The sequence below is a fragment of the Burkholderia sp. Ac-20345 genome, assembly GCF_017104825.1.
Taxonomy (GTDB): Bacteria; Pseudomonadota; Gammaproteobacteria; order Burkholderiales; family Burkholderiaceae; genus Burkholderia; species Burkholderia lata_B.
Window position 1 is genome coordinate 80,449 of sequence record NZ_JAAGPO010000003.1, and the last position, 23,247, is coordinate 103,695.

Below are 23,247 nucleotides of genomic sequence, written 5' to 3' on the forward strand. Positions count from 1 at the left end.
CCGGCCCACCGGGTGCCCTGCGTTATGGTCGATGGCTGCGCGCCTTGCGGCGTGCGCATGGACCCTGCCGAGCGACCCGGCGCACACCGCTGGCTGCGCGGTGCCGGCGCGGGTCCGCCGATCAACCGGAAACATGGGGAACACGGATGAACGAGCGAGACGCGTCGGCCAATCGACATGCGGCGCAGGCCGGAGCCACATCATGAGCGACACACGCAGACGGCTGAAGACGCTCGTCGGCGCCGCGAGCGTGCTGGCTGCGCCGGGCGACGCGAACGCCGCGCAAGGCATCCGTCGCGCGGCGGCGCTCGCGCGCAAGGCGGAAGCCGAGAAGATCACCGGCCTCTTCACGGCCGACCTGTTGCAGGCCGATCCGGCCGGGCTCGCCGGCGGCACCGGCAGCCAGGAGCCGATCGTCGCGCTGGCCGCGCTGAGCCAGGCGACGTCGGCGATCGGGCTCGTCGCGACGGTGTCGACCACGTATCACCACCCGTACAACCTCGCGCGGTTGATCGGCACGCTCGATCACGTGAGCGGCGGCCGCGCCGCGTGGAACGCGGTGACGTCGTCGGTCGGCGAGGAAAATTTCGGCGACACTGCGTTGCCCGACCCGGAACAGCGCTATGCGCGTGCGGCCGAATTCGTCGAAGTCGTCAACGCGCTGTTCGACGCGAACGATCCCGACGCGGTGCGACGCACGCCGAGCGGCGGCGTGTCGGTCGATCCGCGCAAGCTCGGGCCGATCGATTACCGTGGCGCGCACTTCCAGGTGCAGGGGCCGCTGAATGTGCCGCCTTCGCCGCAGCGGCGCCCCGTGCTGTTTCAGGCGGGGCAGTCGGCGAGCGGCGTGACGCTCGGCGCGCGGTTTGCGGAAGTCGTCTACACGTCGCAGCCGACGCTCGAAGATGCACGTACGTTCGTCGACGAACTGCACCGGCAGGCGGCCGCATTCGGCCGGGCGGGGCGGCTGCCGCTCGTGATGAACTCGTTCCACTCGGTGATCGGCGAATCCGACGCCGACGTCGCGCGGCGGCTGCGCGACAAGCACGAACGCATCGATTACGAGCAGGGCCGGCTGAAGCTCGCCGACATGCTCGGTGGCGGCGTCGACCTGCGCGACCTGCCGCTCGACCAGCCGTTGCCGGGATCGATGCTGCCGGCGATCGACAGCGTGCATCGCCGGCGCGGCCGCGTCGCGATCTTCGTTGGCTATGCGCGGCAGCGCCTGACGTTGCGCGAACTGATCATCCGCGCACAGGAAACCGGCCACTGGTTCGTCGCCGGCACACCCGAACAGCTCGCCGATGCGATCGAAACGCGTTATCGCGCGGGGCTCGTCGACGTGCTGTCGCTGCACGGGCTCGGCCAGCCCGACCAGGAGGACCTGCTGCTCAACGGCTTGCTGCCCGAATTGCGCAGGCGCGATCTGCTCGATACCGACTATCACGGCGACGATTTCCGCGCGAATCTGGAATTGCCGGCCCTGCGCAGCGAGACCGCGACGGCATGAACCGGTAAGCGGCGAGCGGACGACGTGTATACGATGGCGGGACGGCGCCCCGTTTCGTCCTCGCGCCGCAACGTCGACGCAAGGATGCTGATGTGAATCACGAGATCACGACCATCGCGCAACTCGAGGCGATCTACGGGACCCCGCACGAACGTGCGCTGCGGAAGGAAATCGACCACCTGAACGACGACTACCAGGCGTTCGTGCGCGCGTCGCCGTTCGTCACGCTGTCGTCGGTCGGGCCGCACGGCACCGATGCTTCACCACGCGGCGATCGCGCGGGATTCGTGTCGATCGTCGATCCGAAAACGCTCGCGCTGCCGGATCGGCCGGGCAACAACCGGATCGATACGCTGCACAACATCGTGGCCGATCCGCGCGTATCGCTGCTGTTCCTGATTCCCGGCGTCGGCGAGATGTTGCGCGTGAATGGCCGCGCGACGATCAGCGCCGAGCCCGGCCTGCTCGCGCGCTTTGCCGTCGAAGGGAAAACGCCGCGCACGGTGGTGCTGATCTACATCGATGCGGCCTATTTCCATTGCTCGAAGGCGATCGTGCGTTCGCGTCTTTGGGATCCGGACGCGCGGATCGAACGTGACCGGCTGCCGAGCGCGGGTGCGATGCATCGGCGGCTGAGCGGCGGCACGTTCGATGGCGAGTCGTACGATCGCGATCTCCCGGCGCGCACGGTCGCCGGGCTGTACTGAGTGCGGAAGGGGCGATCTGCGCGCGCATCGGCGCAGATCGCACGCACGGATCGTGTGTCGCATTTCACGATCGCATTGAACAACTGAAGTCGTAGGAGAACCGGCTGCGGAGGCCGGGAACAGCTACTTCAGCCGCCGGCAAGTGCATGTGGTTTGCCCGAAACCCGCGACCCGCGGCGATACCTGGCCGCGGGCCGCGCGTTGATGCGCGGTCATGCAGCCGTCACGCGTGACGGCGCGCACCGCATTCGCCGCAGAACAGGTCGTCGGCGGCCATCGGCTTGTGGCACTGCGCGCACGCCGTGGCAGCGTCCGCCGCGGGTGATGCCGTATCCGACGCCGGCAGTGACGCCGTGCCCGCTGTGCTGGCGGCGTGCGAGCCGCGTGCTTTCGCGAGGTGATCGGCGGCGCGCTCGCGTGCCTGTTCGGCATGGCGTTTCGCGTCCGCGACGTGCTGGCTCAGCTGCTCTTCCGTCGCGGAGAAATCGACGCCGCTGACCGTCTGCAGATAGATGAGGCACGTGCCGTTGACGAACGTCAGGAACGGAATCACGAGGCCGATCGCGAACAGCAGGCCGTTGCCGAAGCCGTACGCGCCCAGATAGGCCATGCTGCGGTAGTCGAACCCGCCTTCCGCAGCATCCACACCAAGGCCGTAGGCGCTGGCGTGCCGGCCCAGGCCGCCCAGGCCGCCGAGCGTACCCATCAGGCCGCCCAGCGGGCTGGTGCCGGTTGCTGCCGAGATCGACGATGCGATCGCGGCGCCCGTGCCGAGAATGCCGAACACGACCGCGGACAGGACGCCGACGAGCAGCAGCAGCCCGAACATCCTGACGATCACGCTCAGCAGTTGACGACGGCCGATCTGCAGCAATCGCGCGGCGGTCTGCAGCGTCGAGTTGCCCTGCCAGATGGCGGGTGCGGCAAGCGGATAGCCGACGTACCACATGCCGGCGAAGATCGCGCCCGCGACGATCGCCGCGACCGGATACGCGATCGCATAGAGCAGCGGGCCGACGCCCGGGATCTTGCAGACCAGGAACACGATCAGCAGCGCGAGCAGCAGCAGGACCCAGCCGACCGCGAGCAGCACGCCGATCCCGACGAGACGGTGGACGCTGAACGTCGCCTGCAGCAGCGCGTCGACGAATCCGACCGACTCGCCCTGCGCATCGCGCATCAGCACGATACCGACCGCGGAATAGCCGATCAGCGAGACCGCGAAGGTCGCGATGACGAACAGCAGGCCGAGCACGGGGCTGGAACGGAGTACCTGGATCGTGAGCATGCCCATCAGCATGCTGGCGACGATCGCGAAAGCGCACATCGCGAGTGCGCGCCAGTTCGTGACCGCCTCGGCGGCGCGCAGCAGTCCGAACTTCCCTGACACGGGGGCTTGATCGAGCATTGACATCGTTGAATCTCCTTGCAGGTGCGGGCCGGTCAGTGCGCGGCGGGGGCGTCGAGCAGCGCGACGACGGTGACGCCGTCGACCTGGGCGAGCTGGATGCTGGATTGCCGGACCGAGCCCGGCTTGCCGTTCAGGTAGACCTGGCTTTTCAGCGTGTACGTGCCTTGCGGCGCACCCGACGGCAGTTTCAGCGTGAAGCTGTTGTCGAATTCGCCGCTGCCGGGCGTCGCGTTGACGATCTTCTCGCCGCGCTTGAACTGCTCGCCCGACGGCGCGTAAACGGTCACGACTTCCTTGACTTCCTGGACGGGCTCGTTCGTGCCGGACACCGCGCGAATCTGCGAGGCCAGCTTGATCGGCTCGCCGGTCTTGACGGCGGAGCGCGGCGTCACGACCGTGTTGTACGCATCGATCTTCGCGTAGGGCGGCAGGTTGTTGCGGTTGTTCGCGCGGTAATCGCGATCGACTTCGGCCGCCGTCTTGGTCTGCCGCGTCGCCACTTCGATCACGGCGCAGGCAGCGAGCCCGGCCACCGCGCCGCCGATCGCGCCCTTGGTGCCGCCGATCAGCGCGCCGACCAGTGCGCCGCCGGCGCCGAGCGCGGTACAGCGCAGCACGGATTCGGACGAGATCCCGCCGGTGCCGTTCTGGGTGGCGCAGCCGCTGGCGAGCAAGGTGACCGCGCAGGCCGCGGCGAGGGTTTTCTGGATTGTCATGTCGGTGTTCTCCGGCGCTTCATTCAAGTGTGCTGTTGTTGCGCAGTGCATCCATCTGCCGCGCCTTCGCCTTGTCGATCAGTGTCTTCGCCGGACGGTTGCCGGGCTCGATCGCAAGGATGCTTTCCGCTGTCGCGATGGCCTTGTCGTACTGGCCGCGCGACAGGTCGCCCTGCGCGCGTTTCAGCAGGCCGTCGACGGCGGGCGCGGCAGGGTTGGCCGCCGTGGACGGGCGGACCGGCGGTGTCGGATGCGGTTTGCTGCGCGGTGCCTCCGCGATGGCGGCGGGTGCGGTCGGCGCGGGCGTGTCGTCCTGCAGTTTCGCGAAGGGCGACGGCTGCTGCGCGTTCGCGGATGCGGGCGGCGCGTTCGACGCCGGTGGCGTCGCGGGCACCGGAGCCGTCGCGACATTCGTGACGACGGCCGGGCCCGACGCGGGCGAGGTCATGGCGGCGGTGGCCGTATCGATCGGCGCGGATGCCGGTGCGTCGGCCGGCGTCGTTGCAACGACCGCGCTGGCGGTGACGGAGCCCGGTCCCGCGATGTCCGATGCGGCGTTGGCCGTGACGGCCGGAACCATGGATGCGGCGGCCGATTCGGGCATCGCGGGCGCGCTCGCCTGGCGGCCGTGCCACCAGAATGCGCCGCCCGCGCAGGCGACGGCGACTGCGACGCCGGCTGCGATGATCCTGAGTTTTGACGACGTATCGTCGTTCGTCGTGGCGGCCTGCGGTATCGGCCGGGGCACCGCGCCGGATTCGGGGCGCATGGACGGGGCCGATGCCGGCGGCGCATCGGCATCCGGTACGTCGTGAGGCTCGGTAACCGCTTCGACGGCATGCATTTCGGCGGCGGCGAGTGCCGTGTCGGTGTGTGCCGATGCGCCCGCAGGCGCGGGCTGCACATCCGTGACGACGGGCGAGACATGCGACGCAGCGACCGCGTCGCCGCGATCGTCTGCCGCTGCCGCGTACGTTGCGGTGGCTGCCGTGTCGTGCGATTGGAGCGGCGCGCTCACGCGACCCGTTACCGTATCGGCGATGTCCGCGACGTGCGCGATGTCTTTCGGAATGGTGTTCGCTGCCGGTGATTCGGCGACGATGTCCGTTTGCGTACCGCATCCGTCGGCGGTGCGGTACGCAGGCTCGTGCAACGAATCCGCGGCCGCGTATCCGGGTTGCGGCGTTGCTTCGACCGGCGGCGAGGGCGCCTCGACCTCGATCGCGCCGGCGTCAATGGCCGATGCAACGGGCGTCCCGCACTTGTTGCAGAAACGCTGGTTCGGCGTCAGGACGGCGTCGCAGCCCCGGCACGGTGTGCCGGCCGCTTCGGGCCGGATGGCCGCAACCGGTGTTCCGCATTGCTTGCAGAACTTCAGCCCGCCGGGCAGATCGGTTCCGCAGTGGGTGCACGCAGTCATAATTCAGTAATCCTCTTCTTTTGATCGATCGACGTGACGACGCCGTGCGGGCATGCGCACGTTTGTCCGAATCGCGGGATGGCGGCGTACCGGCCGCGTGCTACGAAGGCAAGCGACGCGGAGCGGGCCGCTCAGCGCGGGATATCAGGCGGAATTGGGTCGGCCGCGCGGGAAGTGCCGGCGTAGAGAAGAAGAGATCCGGCCGACGTGAATTGGCACGCACGGCCCAATGGATCCGGATGCCCCGGTATTGAATGGCGAGTTCAAGCTTTCCCCGTTTCAGTCGCCAGATTGAATCCGGCTGACTGTTTTCATTATTTCAATTGATAATACAAATGGTCTTCTGCAGCGGATATTACACTGAAATTACGGGGTTCTGCCATCCGCGAATCGCGTGACGGACCGTGTTTTCGCGTGCAAACCTTAATCGCACGCACCCGCACGCACTGTCGCCAGCCTGATGGTGGATTCATCGCCGTGGCCACCCGGTTGGCGCACGAGCGCTCACCAGCACGTACCCGATTGCGGCGGACGTCATGCCATACACTGCCATCTCTTGATCGGTCGTTTTGGCACGCGCACGGCAACTGGAGCTTCCATCCCGCGATCTGATTCACCTGGACATCGAACTGCCGCACTCGCCGTGCAAATGTCCGCCCACCTCTCAAAGCAGGCAGCGTCGCCTTTGCTCAATACGGTGCCGACACCGTCCGTCGGGCGCTCCTTGCCGGTGCGGGCCCCGGAGCGATCACTCGTCTGACCGTCACAACCTTGCGTGACCATCTTCCAACGAACCACCGACAGCCCGTGCAACTACTGAGTTGCCGCGGAAAATGGTTTATGGTCAAATGACCATGTCAAATGATCTACATGTCTGTTTCATCCCCAATTGGAAGTCACCGCCCAAGCGCGGACTTTCCCAGGGTGGGCAACGTTTTGCGAAGACTTCTGCGTGGCGGAGCCATTGGCCCACGCCGACTACCTGAAGTCAGGCGAAATCTTGAGCGATGGAGCAGGCGTTCGCGTATCGACGCATGGGCGGTTTTTGCCTGTCGGCTGAAAGCGCCTGGGTTGAAAAAACAAGAATTTCTGGAGACGTTGCTCGTGGATGAGATGCACAGCAGGAAGAATCAAGCGATTGACCCCTCGGCGCTGCGCGCCCAACTGCGAGACGGCTCCTTGCTGGAGACGCGTGCGTGGCTTGCGTCGGGATGGGAGGAGGGTACGGACGGCCGCTCGTTTCCCGTCACGAATCCGGCCACGGGTGACATCCTGGCCCGCGTGGCCAGCCTCGGCGCCGCAGCGGTGGAGCAAGCCATTGCATCGTCGGCGCTCGCACAACAAGGCTGGCAGAAACGGACCAGCCACGAGCGCGCGAAGATACTGCGCGCCTGGTACGACTTGATCGTGGCGAATGCCGACGACCTCGCATTGATCATGACGTCGGAGCAGGGCAAGCCGCTGGCGGAGGCCCGCGGCGAAATCATGTATGCCGCTTCTTTCGTGGAGTGGTTCGCCGAAGAAGCGAAGCGCGTATACGGCGACGTCATTCCTCACCCGCAAGGTGACAAGCGCATCGTCGTCATTCGTCAGCCGATCGGCGTGTGTGCCGCGATCACGCCGTGGAATTTTCCTGCCGCGATGATCACACGCAAGGTTGCACCGGCACTGGCTGCGGGTTGCTCCATCATCGTGCGCCCGGCGGACCTGACACCGCTGACGGCGCTTGCGCTTGCCGTCCTGGCCGAGCGAGCGGGCATTCCGGCGGGCGTCCTTCAAGTGGTGTGCGGCCCGTCGCGCGAGATCGGCGCAGTGCTCACGGCCAGCCCGATCGTGCGCAAGCTTTCGTTTACCGGTTCGACCGAAGTCGGCCGCGTGCTCATGAGTCAATCGTCCGGGACGATCAAGCGACTCTCTCTCGAACTCGGCGGCAACGCACCTTTCATCGTGTTCGACGATGCGGACCTCGACGCGGCGATCGAAGGTGCGATGGCGTCGAAGTACCGGAATAGCGGCCAGACCTGTGTGTGCGCCAATCGCTTTCTCGTCCAGGCAGGCATTCACGACCGCTTCGTCGACGCGCTCGCCCGGCGTGTCGAGGCACTCAAGGTAGGAAACGGCGTCGAACCGGGGGTGCAGCAGGGGCCGCTGATCCAGAAGTCCGCCTGTGACCACCTGAATCAGCTGATCGACGATGCCGTAAGCAAGGGTGCACGAATCGTCACGGGCGGGAAAGGCCATCAGCTTGGGGGCACGTTCTTCGAGCCGACCGTCATCGCCGATGCGACGCCGGCCATGCGTCTCGCGCGCGAGGAACTCTTCGGGCCCGTCGGCCCGGTGTTCCGCTTCGAGGATGAAGCAGAAGCGATCGCGATGGCCAACGACACCGAGTACGGGCTCGCCGCCTATCTCTATACACGCGACCACGGCCGCATCTGGCGTGTGGGTGAGGCACTCGAGTACGGCATGGTCGGCCTGAATACCGGCGTGATTTCCAACGAGGTCGCGCCGTTCGGCGGAGTCAAGCAATCGGGCCTTGGCCGGGAGGGTTCCCGTTTTGGCATCGAGGAATACCTGGAAATCAAGTACATGTGCACCCAGGTCTAACTGCCAACGTCTGCATCAAGGAAACGTCAATGGAAATCTCCCCGCAGTCGATGCTCTTCGAAACTGTTCCGTCCATTCTCCAGGAATGGGGTTGTGCGCGCCGCTTGGGTCAGGTGATGGCGGCATGGACGGAGCGCCGTCACGTCCTGATCGTTACCGACGCCGGACTGCACAAGGCCGGCGTGCTGGAGCCGGCGAAAGCGTCGTTGGTGGCCGAGGGATTCCGTGTGGCGGTTTTCGACGAGGTCGTGGCCGACCCGCCGGAGATCGTCGTCTCGCGTTGCGTCGAGTTCGCGCGCAGTGCAGAGGCGGACATCGTCATTGGCCTCGGCGGCGGCTCGTCGATGGACATCGCAAAACTGGCCGCCGTGCTCACTGTCTCGCAGCAGTCGCTCGCGGAAATGTACGGAATTGGCAACGTTCGGGGCGCGCGCCTGCCTTTGGTGCAAATTCCTACAACGGCGGGCACCGGGTCGGAAGTCACCAACATTTCAATCGTTTCGGTTAACGAAACAACCAAGATGGGAATCGTCGCACGTCAGCTGTATGCCGACAAAGTGATCCTGGACGCCGAGCTGACGGTCGGTCTGCCACGCAGCCATACCGCTGCAACGGGCATCGACGCAATGGTTCACGCGATCGAGGCCTATACCAGCAAGCACAAGAAGAATGCCATCTCCGACGCCCTCGCGCGTGAGGCATTGCGATTGCTGGTGAGCAACCTGATCCCGGCTTGCGAAAACGGGGAAGATCGGCGCGCACGTGAAGCAATGCTGCTGGGCGCCACGCTGGCCGGGCAGGCCTTCGCCAATGCCCCGGTGGCCGCGGTCCATGCGCTGGCGTATCCGTTGGGTGGCCATTTCCATATCCCGCATGGCTTGTCCAACGCATTGATGCTCGCCCCCGTGCTGCGCTTCAACGCCGCAGCGGCCGCTTCGCAATATTCGGAACTGGCAGACGTCGTAGGCGCGGGTGGAAAAGGCGACGCCACGGAGCGCACGGCCGCGTTCATCGGATTCATGGAAGACCTGATGGACCGATCCGGCGCGCCGCGTCGTCTCCGCGACGTGGGTGTCACCCATTCGAGCCTGCCAACCCTGGCGGCAGATGCGATGAAGCAGCAGCGCTTGCTGTTGAACAATCCGGTCGTTGTCACGGAGTCGGACGCATTGCGTTTGTATGAACAGGCCTATTGAACCGACGCCGGAAAATCCGTAGTCGCCGTAACGTTGATATAGAGAGTGCACCGTGAACAATGTAGAAAGGATTGAGCACCACGAGGTCGTTATCTTGGGTGCAGGCTTCGGAGGCCTCGGCATGGCCGCCCGCATGAAAATCGCGGGCATCGACGACTTTGTCGTGCTGGAGAAGCGTCCCGATCTCGGTGGCGTCTGGCTGGACAATTCGTATCCCGGCGCGGCATGCGATACAGAATCGCACCTGTATTGCTACAGCTTCCATCCGCATTTGCGCGTGAGCGCCATGTATGCCGGCCGGAACGAGCTGCTGCATTATTTGAAATCGCTTGCCACGCGGTTCGGCCTGACGGAACACCTGCGTTTCAACAGCGAGATTCGCGGTGCCGACTGGGATGCCGGCGCAAGCCTCTGGCGGTTCGAGCTGAACGACGGTTCCCGGATGACCGCTCGCTTCTTTGTGCCGGCGTGGGGGCAGCTGAACCGTCCGATGATTCCGTCGGTGCGCGGCCTGGCGGATTTCAACGGGGACTATTTCCACTCCGCCGAGTGGCGGCACGACGTGGACTTGAGCGGCAAGCGCGTGGCAAGCATCGGAAACGCCGCCAGCGCCGTGCAGTATGTGCCGCTCATCGCGCCGAAGGTCGATCACCTGACGGTATTCCAGCGAAGCGCGAACTGGATCATGCCGCGCAACCAGATCGTCTTCTCGACGGAGCAGCTCGATACATACGAGCGCGAGCCCCATCTCTTCGAAGAAAGCAGGAAATCGCTGCACGCTTTCCGCGAGTCCGGGTTCGAGCGTACACGGATGGGTTCCAACGCACAGGTGGAAGGCAAGAGTCTCGCGTTGGCACACCTTCATCGCCAGGTGCCCGACCCGGTACTGCGCGAGCAGCTGACGCCGGATTATGAATACGCGTGCAAACGGATTCTGCGATCGGACGACTACTATCCGGCGCTCATGCGCGACAACGTCGCGCTGGAGACGGCGGGGGTGGAATCGTTCGTCGACGAGGGCATCGTGACCCGGGACGGCCGTCTGCTCCCGTTCGACGTGGTCGTGTTCGGAACCGGATTCGAGAGCCAGGCTTTCCAGGGCAGCCTGCAGGTTCGCGGAACGGACCGCACGTTGGCCCAGGCGTGGGAAGACGGCCCGGAAGCCTATCTGGGCATGACCGTGCCGGGCTTTCCGAACATGTTCATGCTGTACGGGCCGAACACGAACCTGAACCACAACTCCATCGTGTCGATGCTCGAGATCCAGCAGAACTACATCATCGACGCGATCGGCGGCATGGCTTCGGCCGGCGTGAAGGCAGTCGACGTCGACAGGGCCGTATTCGACGAATACAACGGCAAGCTGCAATCGGCGATGATCGGTTCGGCGTTTTCGGCGGGCTGCTCGAGCTGGTACAAGAACGCGCAAGGCAAGGTGATCAACAACTGGCCGGGCACGGTGGACGAGTACCGCGCCGCGACGCAATGGGATCAAAGCGTGTTCGCTGCGATCTGAGCGGAGAGGCACATGACATCGGTGCACTGGTTGCCGCTGACCGAGGTGGCTGACGATGCTCGGGACGCCGTTCGCGCGTTCCGCGAACTGGGCGGACGGCATTACGGCAGCTTTTCCGTCGACCAGTCGCGCGTGAACTTCGTGCGTGCCTGCGAATTGAACGGCCTCACGGGTGACGAGGCTGTTGTCCATGACGATATCGGTGTTCCCGTCGCGGACGGCAGCATTCGCGTACGGCTCTATCGCCCACCCGCCGGGGCGGGTGCCGAGGACAACCCGCTCGTCGTCTTCATTCACGGCGGCGGGTGGGTGATCGGCAGCGTGGACACGCATGACGGCATCTGCCGTCATCTCGCACGGCATGGCGGGTGTACTGTCGCGTCGGTAGAGTACCGGCTATCGCCGGAGCACCGTTGGCCGGGCCCGCTCGAAGACTGCGAGCGGGCACTGGACTACCTGATCGCCAACGCGTCTGTGCTCTCCATCAACGCGTCTCGGGTGATCCTGGCGGGCGACAGCGCCGGCGGCAACATGGCGACCATCATCGCCAATGCGGCATCGGCGGCGGGACCCGCGATCGTCGGGCAGATCCTGTTTTATCCCGTGACGGACCTGACGGCGTCGCGCCCGTCATATCAGCGCATTCAAGGCGGATTTCCGCTCGTCGCCGAGTCGATGCTCTGGTTCCGGGAACACTACGTGCCGGTTGGCACACCGTTTGATCTGCCGCGCCTGTCCCCGCTGCTGCATGCGGAAGGCCGGCGGCAGCCGCCGATGTTCATTGCCACGGTGGGGCTGGACCCGCTATGTGACGAAGGCATTGCGTACGCGTCATGCGCGGCCCGCGCCGGGAGCAAGGTCGAGCATCACCATCTGCCCGGGCATCATCACGGCATCATCACCGCCGCCCGCACTATCCCGGCAGCGAGATACCTGCTGGATCGCGCCGTTTCCTTTGTCTGGCGGCTTGCCGAAAAAGACGGTTTCGATGTTTGACGCTTTGGTCGTCGCGCGGGCCGACGCATGCAATCTTTGCGACCGATCGTGTAATGGAAACTCCTGATTCAAATTGCCCCCCGACTGCATAGACTGGGAACCGTGGAACTTGGTCAATTGATCATGTTCGGGGTGGCCGGTCAAACCGGGATGTGCACATCAGTGACCGGCGTGCATGTCCGGTCGGGCGCATGGATGGTTGTCTCGTGCTGGTTTGAAGCGTTGTCGCTGGCATACACGTGTGGGCGTCTCTTTCCTGCGTAGTCACATGACCAAGTCTAATGATCTAGTCGTGCGGCGTTACGGATATTTTCAATAACTGGTCATCGGAGGGATCTCATGACTAAGAATCAAGCAGATTCGTGTTCGCCTGAGCACGTAGATGTACTAATCATCGGGGCGGGGATCTCGGGGATCGATGCCGCTTGTCATCTCCGCATGAACCTGCCGGGCCGCTCGTTCGCGATCCTGGAAGCCATGGACGGATTCGGCGGTACGTGGTGGACCCATCGCTACCCCGGCGCGCGCTCCGACAGCGACCTGTACACGTATGCGTTCGGCTTCCGCCCGTGGCAGGGCCGCTCGATCGCTACGGCGGACGAGATCCACGGCTATCTGGGAGAGGTCATCAAGGAATATGACCTCGGATCGAAGATCCGCTACGGGCATCGAGTTCAAACGGTGAGCTGGTCGAGCGAACAGAAGCGCTGGACGGTCGAGGTATCGCGCAATGATACGGGCGAACACTTCTCGCTCACCACCGACTTCCTGTGGCTGGGGGCGGGGTACTACGACCATCGCCAGGGCTTCACGCCGAAGTGGAATGGCTTCGATCGCTACAAGGGAACGGTCGTTCATCCGCAGCACTGGCCGGAAGACCTCGACTATGCCGGGAAGCGGGTGGTCGTGATCGGCTCGGGCGCGACCGCCGCGACGCTGATTCCGGCGATGGCCGGCATCGCCGCGCATGTGACGATGCTGCAACGGTCGCCGACGTTCTTCACGGCGGTGCCGTGGACCCACCAGCTCGACGCCACGCTTCGCGAACTGAGCCTTCCCGAAGAGTGGCGGTCGGAGATTCTGCGGCGTGCGCACCTGAAGCAGACGTTCGACCTGATCAACCTGTCCTCAGCGAACCCGGACGCCGTTCGCGACTGGCTGATCAACGAGACCCGGCAACAGCTGCCGGAAGGCTTTGACGTCGACAAGCACTTCAATCCCAGCTATCGCCCGTGGCAGCAGCGCGTGGCGGCGGTGCCCGAAGGCGACCTCTTCACGGCCATCCGGGACGGGAAGGCATCCGTCGTGACGGACACCATCGAATCGTTCGACGAGAACGGCATCACGTTGGCGTCGGGCGAGCACCTGCAGGCGGACATCGTCGTGACGGCGACCGGCTTCGATATGAGTGCGTTCGGCCAGATCGCCTTCCACGTCGACGGAGATCCGGTCGACATGACCAAGCGGGTCTCGTATCGGGGAATGATGATCGAGGGTATCCCGAACATGGCGTTCATCTACGGCTACTACCGGTCGAGCTGGACGCTGCGCGCCGACCTCGTCTGCGAATTCACCTGCCGCGTCCTTGCGCACATGGACAAGGTGGGTGCGAAGACGGTGGAACCGTGCCTGCGCGCCGAAGACGCCGACATGCAGCGTCTGCCGTGGACGGACCCGAACAACTTCAATGCCGGGTACGTGATGCGGTCGCAACACCAGATGCACTCGCGCGGCGATCGCATGCCGTGGCAGCACCACTTCGAGTACGAGGAGGAGCGCCAGACCATTCCGGAATTGAGCCCGGATTCCGAAGTCCTCGTATATCGCTGATCTCCGAGCAACGTTCGATTAAAAGGTGATGTTATGGCACTCGATTTGCACCTCGCTGGCTTTCTCGAATCCTTTGCCGGGTCCGGCGCGAAACCGCTGCCGCAGTCGACCCCGGAAGAGGCGCGCGGATTGATGCAGCACCTGGCACGCGCCGTTCGCGCGCCAGAGGCCGTTGTCGACATTCACGGCGTGGAAGACTTGACCGTTCCCGGCGCGGCCGGACCGCTGCGGGCGCGGCTCTATCGTCCGACCCAGGAGCGTCATCTGCCGACGGTCGTCTATCTCCATGGCGGCGGGTTTGTCATTGGCGATCTGGACACCCACGACAACATTTGTCGGGAGCTGGCTCGTGGCGCGAGCGCGGTCGTCGTCTCGGTGGATTACCGGCTGGCTCCCGAGCATCCGTATCCGGCCGCGGCGGACGACGCGATTGCCGCGACCAAATGGGTGATCGCGAACGCGGGTGAGCTGGGCGGAAGCGACGTCGTGGCGGTGGCCGGAGATAGCGCCGGCGGCAATCTTGCGGCCGTCGTGACCCAGCAACTGCACGCCGACGGCATTTCGCTGTCCGCCCAGTTCCTGATCTACCCCGCGGTAGCACAGGACCGCTCCGATTTTCCTTCCTTCAAGGAAAACGGCGAAGGCTACCTGCTCGATCTCGAGACGATCGCGTGGTTCGACCGGCATTACGTGCTCGACGGTACCGACAGGGGGGATGCGCGACTGGCCCCGATCCATGCGAAGGACCTTGCCGGGCTGCCGCCCGCGGTCATCCTGACCGCCGAATTCGATCCGCTGCGTGACGAGGGCGAAGCCTATGGCCGCTTGCTCCACGCAAGCGGCGTCAAGGTCGACACGATCCGGTGCGACGGCATGATTCACGGGTTCTTCGACATGGGGGCGATCTCCCCGGGTGCGCAGACGTGGATCGAGAAGGGCATCGCGAGCTTTCGAAAGATACTCGGCGGCGCGCAGCACCATTGATACGTTGGCGGAAGCGACCTGATTTCGCTTTTCGCCATTTCGTGGCCGCACGCGGTTCGATGGATGACCTCCAACGCTGCCGGTGCGGCCACGCAGTGCTGATGCATGACGGAATGAAGCCGATTGCGCAACGGCTCGGTGAGGCCGCGACGTGAGTGGCGGAATCGATGCATCAGGTAGTTGCTTGTGAAGCGTTCAAGCATCTATCGAGGACACGGACCCGTGAAGAACTCATTCGATTATCTTGTTGTAGGCGGCGGCTCGGCAGGCAGTGTGCTGGCTTCGCGTTTGACCGAAGACCCCGATGTGACGCTGTGCCTCTTCGAAGCCGGTGGCAAGGGCGATGGATGGCCCATCAACGTGCCGGCCGCGCTGGTGCTGATGATCCCGTCCCGACTGAACAACTGGGCGTTCGAGACGGTACCCCAGAAGGGGCTGCAGGGGCGGCGCGGCTACCAGCCGCGTGGCAAGGCGTTGGGCGGATCGTCCGCGATCAATGCGATGGTGTACACGCGCGGCCATCATGCCGACTACGACGACTGGGCTGAACTCGGCAACGAAGGCTGGGGCTGGAACGACGTCTTCCCGTATTTCAAGCGAAGCGAGCACAACGAGCGGCTTGGCAATGAATGGCACGGGCGCGGCGGCCCGCTGTGGGTCAGCGACCTGAGGACGGACAATCCATTCCAGGCGCGCTGGCTGGACGCCGCACGCGAGTGCGGCCTGCCCGTCACGGACGATTTCAACGGTGCGGAGCAGGAAGGCGTCGGCATTTACCAGGTGACCCAGAAGAATGGCGAGCGCTGGAGTGCCGCACGTGCCTATCTTTTTCCGCACATGAAAGCGCGCGGCAATCTGACGGTGGAGACCGGCGCGCAGGTCAGGCGCATCGTGTTCGACGGTAAAAGGGCCGTTGGCGTCGAGGTCACGCGTGGGGGGAATGTCGAGACGATCTGGGCGAAGAAAGAGGTGATCCTTTCTGCGGGCGCGTTCCAATCGCCTCAGTTGCTGATGTTGTCCGGCGTCGGGCCGAAGGACGAACTCGAGCGTCACGGGATCAAGGTCGTAGCCGATCTCCCGGGCGTTGGAGAAAACCTGCAGGATCACCCGGACTTCGTTGTCAGCTACAAGACGAACAGCCTGGATGCGCTCGGCGTGTCGGTACGCGGCGGGATCAAGACGCTGGGCGACATCCGGCAATACCGGAACTCGCGGACCGGTACCCTGACCACCAACTTTGCCGAGGGCGGCGCGTTCCTGAAGACGCGTCCCGATCTGGACCGACCGGATGTGCAGATGCACTTTGTCGTGGGGCCCGTCAACGATCATGGAAGGAAGGTGCAGCTCGGACATGGCATTTCCTGTCACGTGTGCCTGTTGAGGCCGAAAAGCCGTGGATCGGTCAAGCTGCGAAGCGCCGATCCGCTCGATGCGCCGTTGATCGACCCGGCATTCCTCGATCACGACGATGATCTCGAGGTCCTGGTCGACGGATACAAGCTGACCCGGCGGTTGATGGCGGCGCCGGCCATGTCCCAGTTCGTGACGGAGGATCTGTTCGCGTCCCGGTCGCGAACGGACGACGACATTCGCGCGTTGCTGCGCGAGCGGACCGATACCGTGTACCACCCGGTAGGAACGTGTCGCATGGGGAACGACGCGCTCGCCGTCGTCGACGCTCAGTTGCGCGTACGGGGAACGGAAGGCTTGCGTGTGGTTGATGCCTCCGTCATGCCGACGCTGGTGGGGGCAAACACGAACGCGCCGACGATCATGATTGGGGAGAAAGCCTCGGATCTGATTCGGAGGATCTCGCGATTCCCGTCTGCGATGTCGGCGTGAAAATCGGAATGGTGGTTTGACTGACCCTCTCTCGTGCCGACATACGCCGGCATGAAGGCCTCAATCGGACACGGACGTTGCGGGCACGGTGTGCGCAGCGACGTCCGCTGCCTGGAGGCAGGGGCTTGCAGGCCGGTTGAGGCAAGGCCGGACGCTGCTGGGGCATCGCGAGCTTTCTGGCGTCGAGCGCTTGAGCGGCGAGGTCGGGTGATGCAGCCACCCGCCGATCATAAATGCATCCTTGTTTGTTGAAGAGCAAGGCGAGCACGAGGAAAGCGATGTCGCCACCCGACGCTCGGATGCCGGGTGGCGACCGGTGTGCGCCAACAACCGGAGAAAGACCGGTGCTTGCTTCGCGGCGATGAGTCGCCGCAACCAACGAACCAATCAGCCGATCGACCTTGTTCGGCGTCCGGCCTTGTCCGGGTGCAGGAAATATTCTTCCCCAGTTTCTATCCCTATGGCTTCGGCGTGCGTCATGCCGAACGCCGCTTTCAACTCGTCGAGTCGTGCCAGTGAACCTGGACCCCATCCGGCACCTGAGCGCTGTCCGGAAGGCGTTCACGCGCACGAAAGGCGACGACTCGGAAATTAAGACATGCACTCTCTCATACTCATCGCGGATGACGCACCGGAAATGTCGTCAACGCTCGATACCTGCCTGACTCGCAACGGGTTTCGAACATTTCAGACCAACACCACCCAGGCCGTGCTTGCCACGCACCTGAACCTGAAGCCGGATCTGGTCATTCTCGACGTCCGTGAACTGCGTGCGGATACCCTGGAAACGCTGGCCAGGCTTCGACGACAAAGCGATACCCCCATCGTCGTCATTTCGGAGTGTGATCTGGACAGGGAGCGGTTGCGCGCACTGCACGCCGGCGCCGACGACTACATCGTCAGGCCGTTCAACCCGGATGTGGTTGTCGCGCGATTGCTCACGATGCTTCGCCGCTCCGGTACGCTCGCGCCCGAGCGCCGTCTAAGGGTTGGAACGCTCGAGATCGATACGGAAAGCTATATGGCGTGCGTGCGAACGTCCTCCGGCGAAGTGCCCGTTTCCGTGACACTCGTCGAATTCCGCTTGCTGGCTCACATGGCCAGGCTGCCGAATCGTGCATTTACGCGCATCGAATTGCTCAACGCGTGCATGACAGACCTGAGCGCATCCACACGCACCGTCGACAGCCACATGAGCCGGCTACGGAAAAAGCTGATGGTCTCGGGAGCGTCGGGCATTTTGGAAAGCGTGCACGGCGTCGGCTATCGTCTTCGAAAACCCGGGTGACGGGGGAGGGCGTCGCTCGTGGTCTGAATCCGTGCAGGTCAGGAAGGATTCGAAGCAGCGAGCCGTGTTTCGCGAACACGGCCCGCTGCGCCGATCAGGCATCGGGCAGTTACTGCGCGACGACCCCGTCGCGAGAAAAAATCAGCCACTTGTCACCAGGCGACGGGAGAGCCGCGGTGTACGTCGTCCCGGTCTGGGTGTGCAGGCGCTGGAACGTCTTTCCATCATCGGCGCTTTGGGCCTGCAACCCGTCGACCCCTACCGCCAATACCGTGGAGCCTCGGGACGCAAGCGCGGTAATGGAATTCTTGGTGTCGAGCGTCGCGCGTGACCACGTATGGCCGTTGTCCTCGCTTCGCATCAACGTGCCGCGAAGCCCGCCGACCAGCAGCACACCGTTGGGAAGTGCCACGCCGCACCAGAACGATCCCTTGTAACCGGTCTCCACGCTTTCCCACGTGTTGCCCTTGTCCCTGGAGATAAGGAGTTGCCCCTTCTCGGCCGTGGCAAAGATCTCGCCATTGCCGTTCGAAAAAAGACCAAACAGATTCAGGTCCGACTTCTTGCCGTTCGGGAGAACGGCTTCCTTTTTTGTCCAGGTCTTGCCGCCGTCATCGGTGACAAGAATGAGCGACCAGAGCCCGACGGCCACGCCGTGGTTGGCATCGATGAAGTGCACGCCGAACAGCGGGCGATCCTCGGTCGTCGCGAGCCGTTGAATCTCCCACGTCTCGCCGCCGTCGGTCGTCTTCAGGATCGCGCCCCAGTGGCCGACCGCCCACCCTGTCCGGGCGTCGATGAAACTGACGGACGTCAGCGTCGAGCTCACGGGGACGGCCTTGGCCTGGCGGTACGTCGCACCGCGGTTGTCGGACAGGAGAATGATGCCGTTCGCACCGACACTCACCACTCGCTGGCCGGCCCACGCGGCATCCAGCACGGCCGACTGGGTCGCGATGCTGGACTGGACGGCCGGAACGGGCTTGAGTTCCGGGGCGGATACCGCGCTTTGCATGCTGCACAGCAGCGTTCCGAAGACGACGATACCCGCCGACACCGAGAGAACCTTACGATATAGGGTCATGGAATCCTCTTCTTCAATGGGCGAGCAGGCCGGGTGCGCGGGCGGGCCGGCGCCGCGGGAAGATGCGCTCGAGCCAGACGGCGAAGGCGGGCAGAACGGTCATGGCCATGACCATGTTGACGATGAACATGAATGCCAGGAGCTTGCCCATATCCGCCTGGAACTTGAGCTCGGAGAATGACCAGGTGGCGACGCCGATCGCAAGCGTGATCGCCGTAAAGATGGTCGCCGTCCCGATCTCGAGGATCGATTGCTCGAGCGCCTTGACGATGCCGACACCGTTGGCGAGATGCAGCTGCAGCCGGTTGTAGATGTAGAACGCGTAGTCGACGCCGATACCCACCGCCAGCACCATCACAGGCAGCGTGGCGACGGTCAGGCCGATCTGCAGTTCCTTCATGAACCAATACCCGATGAACGTGCCGATCGTCAGCGGCAGGCAGCATGCGAGGACGGCACGCAGGTCACGGTACGTGACGAGGACAAGCAACACGATCGTTGTATAGACGTAAAGCATCATCGGCAGTTCGCTGCGCTCGATTTCGTCGTTGACCGCGGCCAGCACGCCGGCGTTTCCGGAGGCGAGCCGGATCTTCACGCCCGGCAGCTTGTTGGTGTCGCGAAAATGCTTCGCGGCGTTGATCACCTGGGTGATCGTGGTCGCCTTGTGGTCCGCCAGATAGATGTTCACCGCGGTCATGCTGCAGTCCTTGCGCATGACGCCGGGCGTGCGGGCCACCTCGCCGGCCAGCGATGAATAGTTGTCGGGATCGATGGGGATCGCGGACATCTTCGGATTGCCTTCGTTGTACCCCTCGTTGTATTGCCGCAGCAACGACGAGAACGAAACGACCGACAATACGCCGGGAACGGCACGCATCGACCAGACGAAGCGATCCTGGTAGGCGCCGACTTCCACGTTGTTGCAAGACTGGGGAGGCGCTTCGAAGACGATGGAAATCCAGTCCAGGCCGACGTCGTAGCTCGACGCAATGGAAACCGAATCCCTGTTGAAGCGGGCGTCGGCACGAAGCTCGGGCGCGCCTGCCTGCAGCGTGCCGACTACGCGGTCGCGACTTTCCCACGCCGCCACGCAGAACACCACGACGGCAGCCAGCAGGATGATCGCTGCATTGCGCGGAATGGCGACTTTTGCGAGGACCCGCAGCACGCGGCCACGACGAGCGGCATGCAGCTCCGCATTCTTTGCATAATTGCCGTCGACCTTGAGCAGGGACGCTGCCAGCGGGAGCATCACCAGATTCGTGACGATCTTGTACGCCACGCCGAGCGAAGCGGTGATCGCGAGCTCGCGGACCATCGGGATCGGAATCAGGATCAGCGTGACGAAGGAAACGAAGGCAGTCACCAGGGCGAGCGTGCCGGGAATCAGCAGCCCGCTGAAGCTGGATCGAGCGGCTTGCTCCACCGACTTCCCGTGCGAGATCTCGCGAACGATGAAATTGATCTGCTGGACGCCGTGTGAAACGCCGATCGCGAACACCAGGAACGGGACCAGCACGCCCAACGGGTCGAGCCCGTAGCCGAGGAGATGCAGCGTGCCGAACTGCCAGACGAGCGAGACGAGCGAGCAGGTCAGCGGCAGGATCGTCAGGCGAACCGAGCGGCAGTACCAGTAGACGGCCAACGCGGTCAGGAGCAGGGCGATCGCGCAGAACTTCAGGACGGACGATGCGCCGTTTGCGATATCACCAATCTGTTTCGCGAAACCGATGATCTGGATCTCATAGTTCGAATCCTCGAACTTCGATCGCAGTTGCGATTCGAGCGCCTGATCGAATGCCACGTAGTCGACCCGTTCACCTTTGGCATCCAGCTCGTTGAGGTCCGCGGTGATCATTGCACTGCTTTGATCGCGCGACACGAGGCTGCCGACGAAACCGCCCTGGGCGGTCGAGCGCGAAATGGCACCGACCGTGTTGCTGTCGAGCTGATCGGGCGTCACGGTGCCGGGGATGAGCGGGTCGGCCCGGAATCCGTCTTCGGTGATCTCGTTGACGAATGAATTCGGAGTCCAGAGCGATTGAACGCTGCTTCGAGACACGTTCGGCAGAAACGTAACTGCCTGGGTGACTTCATACAGGCGCTTCAACGCGGCCGGCGTCCAGATGCTGCCCTTGCGGGCCTTGACGACGACGATCAAACGGTTGGCGCCGAGCAGGTCACCGCGATACTCGTTGAACGTCTGAGTGTATTCGTGGCCAAGCGGAAGCTGCTTCTCGAACCCGGCATCCATACGAAGCTTGACGGCGAAGCAGGCCATGACGACCGTGAAGAGAACCAGAAGCCCCAGAACGAGACGCCTGTGACCGAACAGCGTATTTTCCAGCGAATGAAGAGTTCTTAGCAGCTTGCTGGGTCGGGCTGCGTCGGAAACAGGCGTTTGATTCATATTGACCTCAGAAATTTCGAGATGCGACGATTGCCACGAAGTCCCTGTCACGTAGCGGGTTGGCCAGCGGGTTGGTCGGGCCCATGAAACGGGTGTAGTTCAATCCGACCTGCCAGTTCGCCGGGTTCTGTATGAAGTTCACGTACAGGTTCATGGCCGTCACGCCGCGCATGAACTGGGCATTCACGTTCGGCGTATTGCCGAACAGGCCGTATCGAACGAATATCCCCGGATTGACCTGCCACCCGGGAATGAGGGTGCCGTCGTAAACCCAGTTGAAATCGACGTCAATCCCGCCGGAGTATTTCGTTCCCTGTGCACTACCAGGAGAGTTGAGTGCGCCGGTCGCAAACAAGTCATTGAATTCATTCCCCCACAGAAGCGCACCGGGAGAAATCGGCGACCCGCCGTAGCTCTTGTGAAGCCCGGGATAAGCAATGATCACCGTCTCGGTCGTCAGGGTGGCGGTCTGGGCGCCGAGCAGCTTCAGGAATGCTCCGGAGTTGCCTGGCTGAAGCGAGTAGAGGGTCGTCAGGTGCCACTGGAATCGCTTCTCGTCGACCCAGCAGTTCCCACCTTGCGCGACGCATCCACTGGCCGGATTCAGCGGAACGGCATCGCGCGGGCGGTACGAGAGTTCGGTACCGATCGCCCAGTCGCCCACGGGGAAGTTGGCGCTGACACCGATCATGTGGCGGTCTTCCGGAAATCTGAAGACCGTCCCGCCCGTCGAACTCAGCGAGACTTGCGGGAACTTGTCGTGGTACGCGATCGTGTAGAAGCCGAGATTCAGGTCCGTTCCCGCAGGCTGGTAGCGAATGGAAAAACCATACTGCCCGCCGTTCTTCGGATGGATGGTCGAGACGCCATACGTGTTGTTGCCGGGCCCGACGATCTGATTCGACCAATAGCTGCCAACCGGCGGAAGGTAATTCTGGTTCCAGTTGCTCTGGAAGTACCCTTCGACGTTCACGCCGTGACCCACGCCGGATGCGACGCTCACGATCGGCGCGGGCAGGATGATCTCCTTGACCTGCGCCCCGGGCTGGGACGCGCGATTCACGTCGATCGCATTCGTCGCATTGACCCCGCCGATTTCCCAGATGCTTTCGCCCCAGCTGACGACCTGATTACCCACACGGACGCGTGCAATCTGGTCGCCTACGTTGAACTGCTTGCTGACCCACAGGTCGAGCAGGCGCGGCTTGAAGCGGATGTTTTTCTCGGCATCGGACGGGAGCCCGCCGCTCAGGCTGGGCGCTGGGTTATAGAACAGGTCCTGTCCGCTGGTTGCGCCTGTCGTGCGGGTACCGGAGTAGTCGTATTGCCAGGTGCCGCGCGCCATGAACGTGAGCCCTTGCGACGGCATCTTCAGGACCAACTCGTGGTTGCCCTTGAGATAGCTCGTGAAAGGATCTCCCTTGCCGTAGTTGATGTCGCCCTGATCGGAGAGGCCGCTCAACTGACCGAGCCGGCCACCACCGGTCTGCGCACCGGTGGCCACGTTGTAGGTCGGCGAGACGAGATTGCTGCTCGGCGAGGCAGTTCGAATGCCGACGCCCGCCGATATCGTCGAATCGAAACTGCCTTCGACGTTGCCGATCGTGAACGTGAAGGCGTGCGCGCTGCCGCACCCGACGGCGACAAGCGCCGCGATCGCTGCGCGCACGAACACCACGCTGGAGCGGGGCTGTAATGAGGAGGTGGTAGCCATTTTGTTTCGGCTC

General features: G+C 63.8%; 16 protein-coding genes. 10 read left to right on the top strand and 6 right to left on the bottom strand.

What is annotated here, in order from left to right; genetic code table 11:
* Positions 1 to 202: 202 nt before the first annotated feature.
* A complete protein-coding gene (locus G3O06_RS02555) occupies positions 203 to 1,510 on the top strand; it encodes an NtaA/DmoA family FMN-dependent monooxygenase (RefSeq protein WP_205814849.1) in 1,308 nt (435 codons plus the stop codon).
* A 92-nt stretch (positions 1,511 to 1,602) separates the two neighbouring features.
* On the top strand, positions 1,603 to 2,217 hold the full coding sequence (locus G3O06_RS02560) for a pyridoxamine 5'-phosphate oxidase family protein (RefSeq protein ID WP_205814850.1): 615 nt from the start codon (positions 1,603 to 1,605) through the stop codon (positions 2,215 to 2,217).
* A 223-nt stretch (positions 2,218 to 2,440) separates the two neighbouring features.
* Here G3O06_RS02560 and G3O06_RS02565 read toward each other — a convergent pair whose 3' ends face one another.
* From G3O06_RS02565 to G3O06_RS02575, 3 genes are read right to left on the bottom strand one after another with little or no spacing between them, the layout of a single operon-like run.
* Positions 2,441 to 3,631 (bottom strand): hypothetical protein, encoded by a 1,191-nt coding sequence (locus G3O06_RS02565; RefSeq protein ID WP_205814851.1) that lies wholly within the window; start codon positions 3,629 to 3,631, stop codon positions 2,441 to 2,443.
* Between the two features lie 29 nt (positions 3,632 to 3,660).
* Positions 3,661 to 4,344 carry a hypothetical protein gene (locus G3O06_RS02570; RefSeq protein ID WP_241019465.1) on the bottom strand — a complete coding sequence of 228 codons (684 nt, stop codon included), beginning with the start codon at positions 4,342 to 4,344 and terminating at the stop codon, positions 3,661 to 3,663.
* A gap of 19 nt (positions 4,345 to 4,363) precedes the next feature.
* Positions 4,364 to 5,764 (bottom strand): zinc ribbon domain-containing protein, encoded by a 1,401-nt coding sequence (locus G3O06_RS02575; protein WP_205814853.1) that lies wholly within the window; start codon positions 5,762 to 5,764, stop codon positions 4,364 to 4,366.
* 1,113 nt (positions 5,765 to 6,877) lie between these two features.
* Here G3O06_RS02575 and G3O06_RS02580 point away from each other — a divergent pair.
* From G3O06_RS02580 to G3O06_RS02615, 8 genes are all read left to right on the top strand, one after another.
* Positions 6,878 to 8,371: an NAD-dependent succinate-semialdehyde dehydrogenase gene (locus G3O06_RS02580; RefSeq protein WP_205814926.1), complete on the top strand. Its 1,494-nt coding sequence runs from the start codon at positions 6,878 to 6,880 to the stop codon at positions 8,369 to 8,371.
* Positions 8,372 to 8,400: 29 nt separating this feature from the next.
* The gene (locus G3O06_RS02585; RefSeq protein WP_205814854.1) at positions 8,401 to 9,567 is read left to right on the top strand and encodes an iron-containing alcohol dehydrogenase; all 1,167 of its coding nucleotides are present in this window, start codon (positions 8,401 to 8,403) and stop codon (positions 9,565 to 9,567) included.
* Positions 9,568 to 9,619: 52 nt separating this feature from the next.
* Positions 9,620 to 11,083 carry an NAD(P)/FAD-dependent oxidoreductase gene (locus tag G3O06_RS02590; protein ID WP_205814855.1) on the top strand — a complete coding sequence of 488 codons (1,464 nt, stop codon included), beginning with the start codon at positions 9,620 to 9,622 and terminating at the stop codon, positions 11,081 to 11,083.
* A 12-nt stretch (positions 11,084 to 11,095) separates the two neighbouring features.
* Complete coding sequence (locus tag G3O06_RS02595; RefSeq protein ID WP_205814856.1) at positions 11,096 to 12,079, top strand: alpha/beta hydrolase; 984 nt, start codon at positions 11,096 to 11,098, stop codon at positions 12,077 to 12,079.
* Positions 12,080 to 12,418: 339 nt separating this feature from the next.
* The gene (locus tag G3O06_RS02600; RefSeq protein WP_205814857.1) at positions 12,419 to 13,909 is read left to right on the top strand and encodes an NAD(P)/FAD-dependent oxidoreductase; all 1,491 of its coding nucleotides are present in this window, start codon (positions 12,419 to 12,421) and stop codon (positions 13,907 to 13,909) included.
* A gap of 33 nt (positions 13,910 to 13,942) precedes the next feature.
* Positions 13,943 to 14,893: an alpha/beta hydrolase gene (locus tag G3O06_RS02605; RefSeq protein WP_205814858.1), complete on the top strand. Its 951-nt coding sequence runs from the start codon at positions 13,943 to 13,945 to the stop codon at positions 14,891 to 14,893.
* 222 nt (positions 14,894 to 15,115) lie between these two features.
* Positions 15,116 to 16,735: a choline dehydrogenase gene (locus tag G3O06_RS02610; RefSeq protein WP_205814859.1), complete on the top strand. Its 1,620-nt coding sequence runs from the start codon at positions 15,116 to 15,118 to the stop codon at positions 16,733 to 16,735.
* 598 nt (positions 16,736 to 17,333) lie between these two features.
* The gene (locus G3O06_RS02615) at positions 17,334 to 18,023 is read left to right on the top strand and encodes a response regulator transcription factor (protein ID WP_205814860.1); all 690 of its coding nucleotides are present in this window, start codon (positions 17,334 to 17,336) and stop codon (positions 18,021 to 18,023) included.
* A 109-nt stretch (positions 18,024 to 18,132) separates the two neighbouring features.
* Here the strand turns inward: G3O06_RS02615 and G3O06_RS02620 are convergent, their stop codons facing one another.
* From G3O06_RS02620 to G3O06_RS02630, 3 genes are read right to left on the bottom strand one after another with little or no spacing between them, the layout of a single operon-like run.
* The gene (locus G3O06_RS02620; protein ID WP_241019467.1) at positions 18,133 to 19,107 is read right to left on the bottom strand and encodes a YCF48-related protein; all 975 of its coding nucleotides are present in this window, start codon (positions 19,105 to 19,107) and stop codon (positions 18,133 to 18,135) included.
* A gap of 13 nt (positions 19,108 to 19,120) precedes the next feature.
* Positions 19,121 to 21,520: an MMPL family transporter gene (locus G3O06_RS02625; protein WP_205814861.1), complete on the bottom strand. Its 2,400-nt coding sequence runs from the start codon at positions 21,518 to 21,520 to the stop codon at positions 19,121 to 19,123.
* A 7-nt stretch (positions 21,521 to 21,527) separates the two neighbouring features.
* Positions 21,528 to 23,234: a DUF1302 family protein gene (locus G3O06_RS02630; protein ID WP_174968630.1), complete on the bottom strand. Its 1,707-nt coding sequence runs from the start codon at positions 23,232 to 23,234 to the stop codon at positions 21,528 to 21,530.
* Positions 23,235 to 23,247 lie beyond the last annotated feature (13 nt).

Bases quoted from the DNA above. Each gene is read 5' to 3' on its own strand.
- G3O06_RS02565 (WP_205814851.1), bottom strand. From the start codon at position 3,631: ATGTCAATGCTCGATCAAGCCCCCGTGTCAGGGAAGTTCGGACTGCTG.
- G3O06_RS02630 (WP_174968630.1), bottom strand. From the start codon at position 23,234: ATGGCTACCACCTCCTCATTACAGCCCCGCTCCAGCGTGGTGTTCGTG.
- G3O06_RS02555 (WP_205814849.1), top strand. From the start codon at position 203: ATGAGCGACACACGCAGACGGCTGAAGACGCTCGTCGGCGCCGCGAGC.
- G3O06_RS02570 (WP_241019465.1), bottom strand. From the start codon at position 4,344: ATGACAATCCAGAAAACCCTCGCCGCGGCCTGCGCGGTCACCTTGCTC.
- G3O06_RS02580 (WP_205814926.1), top strand. From the start codon at position 6,878: ATGCACAGCAGGAAGAATCAAGCGATTGACCCCTCGGCGCTGCGCGCC.
- G3O06_RS02605 (WP_205814858.1), top strand. From the start codon at position 13,943: ATGGCACTCGATTTGCACCTCGCTGGCTTTCTCGAATCCTTTGCCGGG.
- G3O06_RS02625 (WP_205814861.1), bottom strand. From the start codon at position 21,520: ATGAATCAAACGCCTGTTTCCGACGCAGCCCGACCCAGCAAGCTGCTA.
- G3O06_RS02575 (WP_205814853.1), bottom strand. From the start codon at position 5,764: ATGACTGCGTGCACCCACTGCGGAACCGATCTGCCCGGCGGGCTGAAG.
- G3O06_RS02615 (WP_205814860.1), top strand. From the start codon at position 17,334: ATGCACTCTCTCATACTCATCGCGGATGACGCACCGGAAATGTCGTCA.
- G3O06_RS02595 (WP_205814856.1), top strand. From the start codon at position 11,096: ATGACATCGGTGCACTGGTTGCCGCTGACCGAGGTGGCTGACGATGCT.
- G3O06_RS02600 (WP_205814857.1), top strand. From the start codon at position 12,419: ATGACTAAGAATCAAGCAGATTCGTGTTCGCCTGAGCACGTAGATGTA.
- G3O06_RS02620 (WP_241019467.1), bottom strand. From the start codon at position 19,107: ATGACCCTATATCGTAAGGTTCTCTCGGTGTCGGCGGGTATCGTCGTC.
- G3O06_RS02585 (WP_205814854.1), top strand. From the start codon at position 8,401: ATGGAAATCTCCCCGCAGTCGATGCTCTTCGAAACTGTTCCGTCCATT.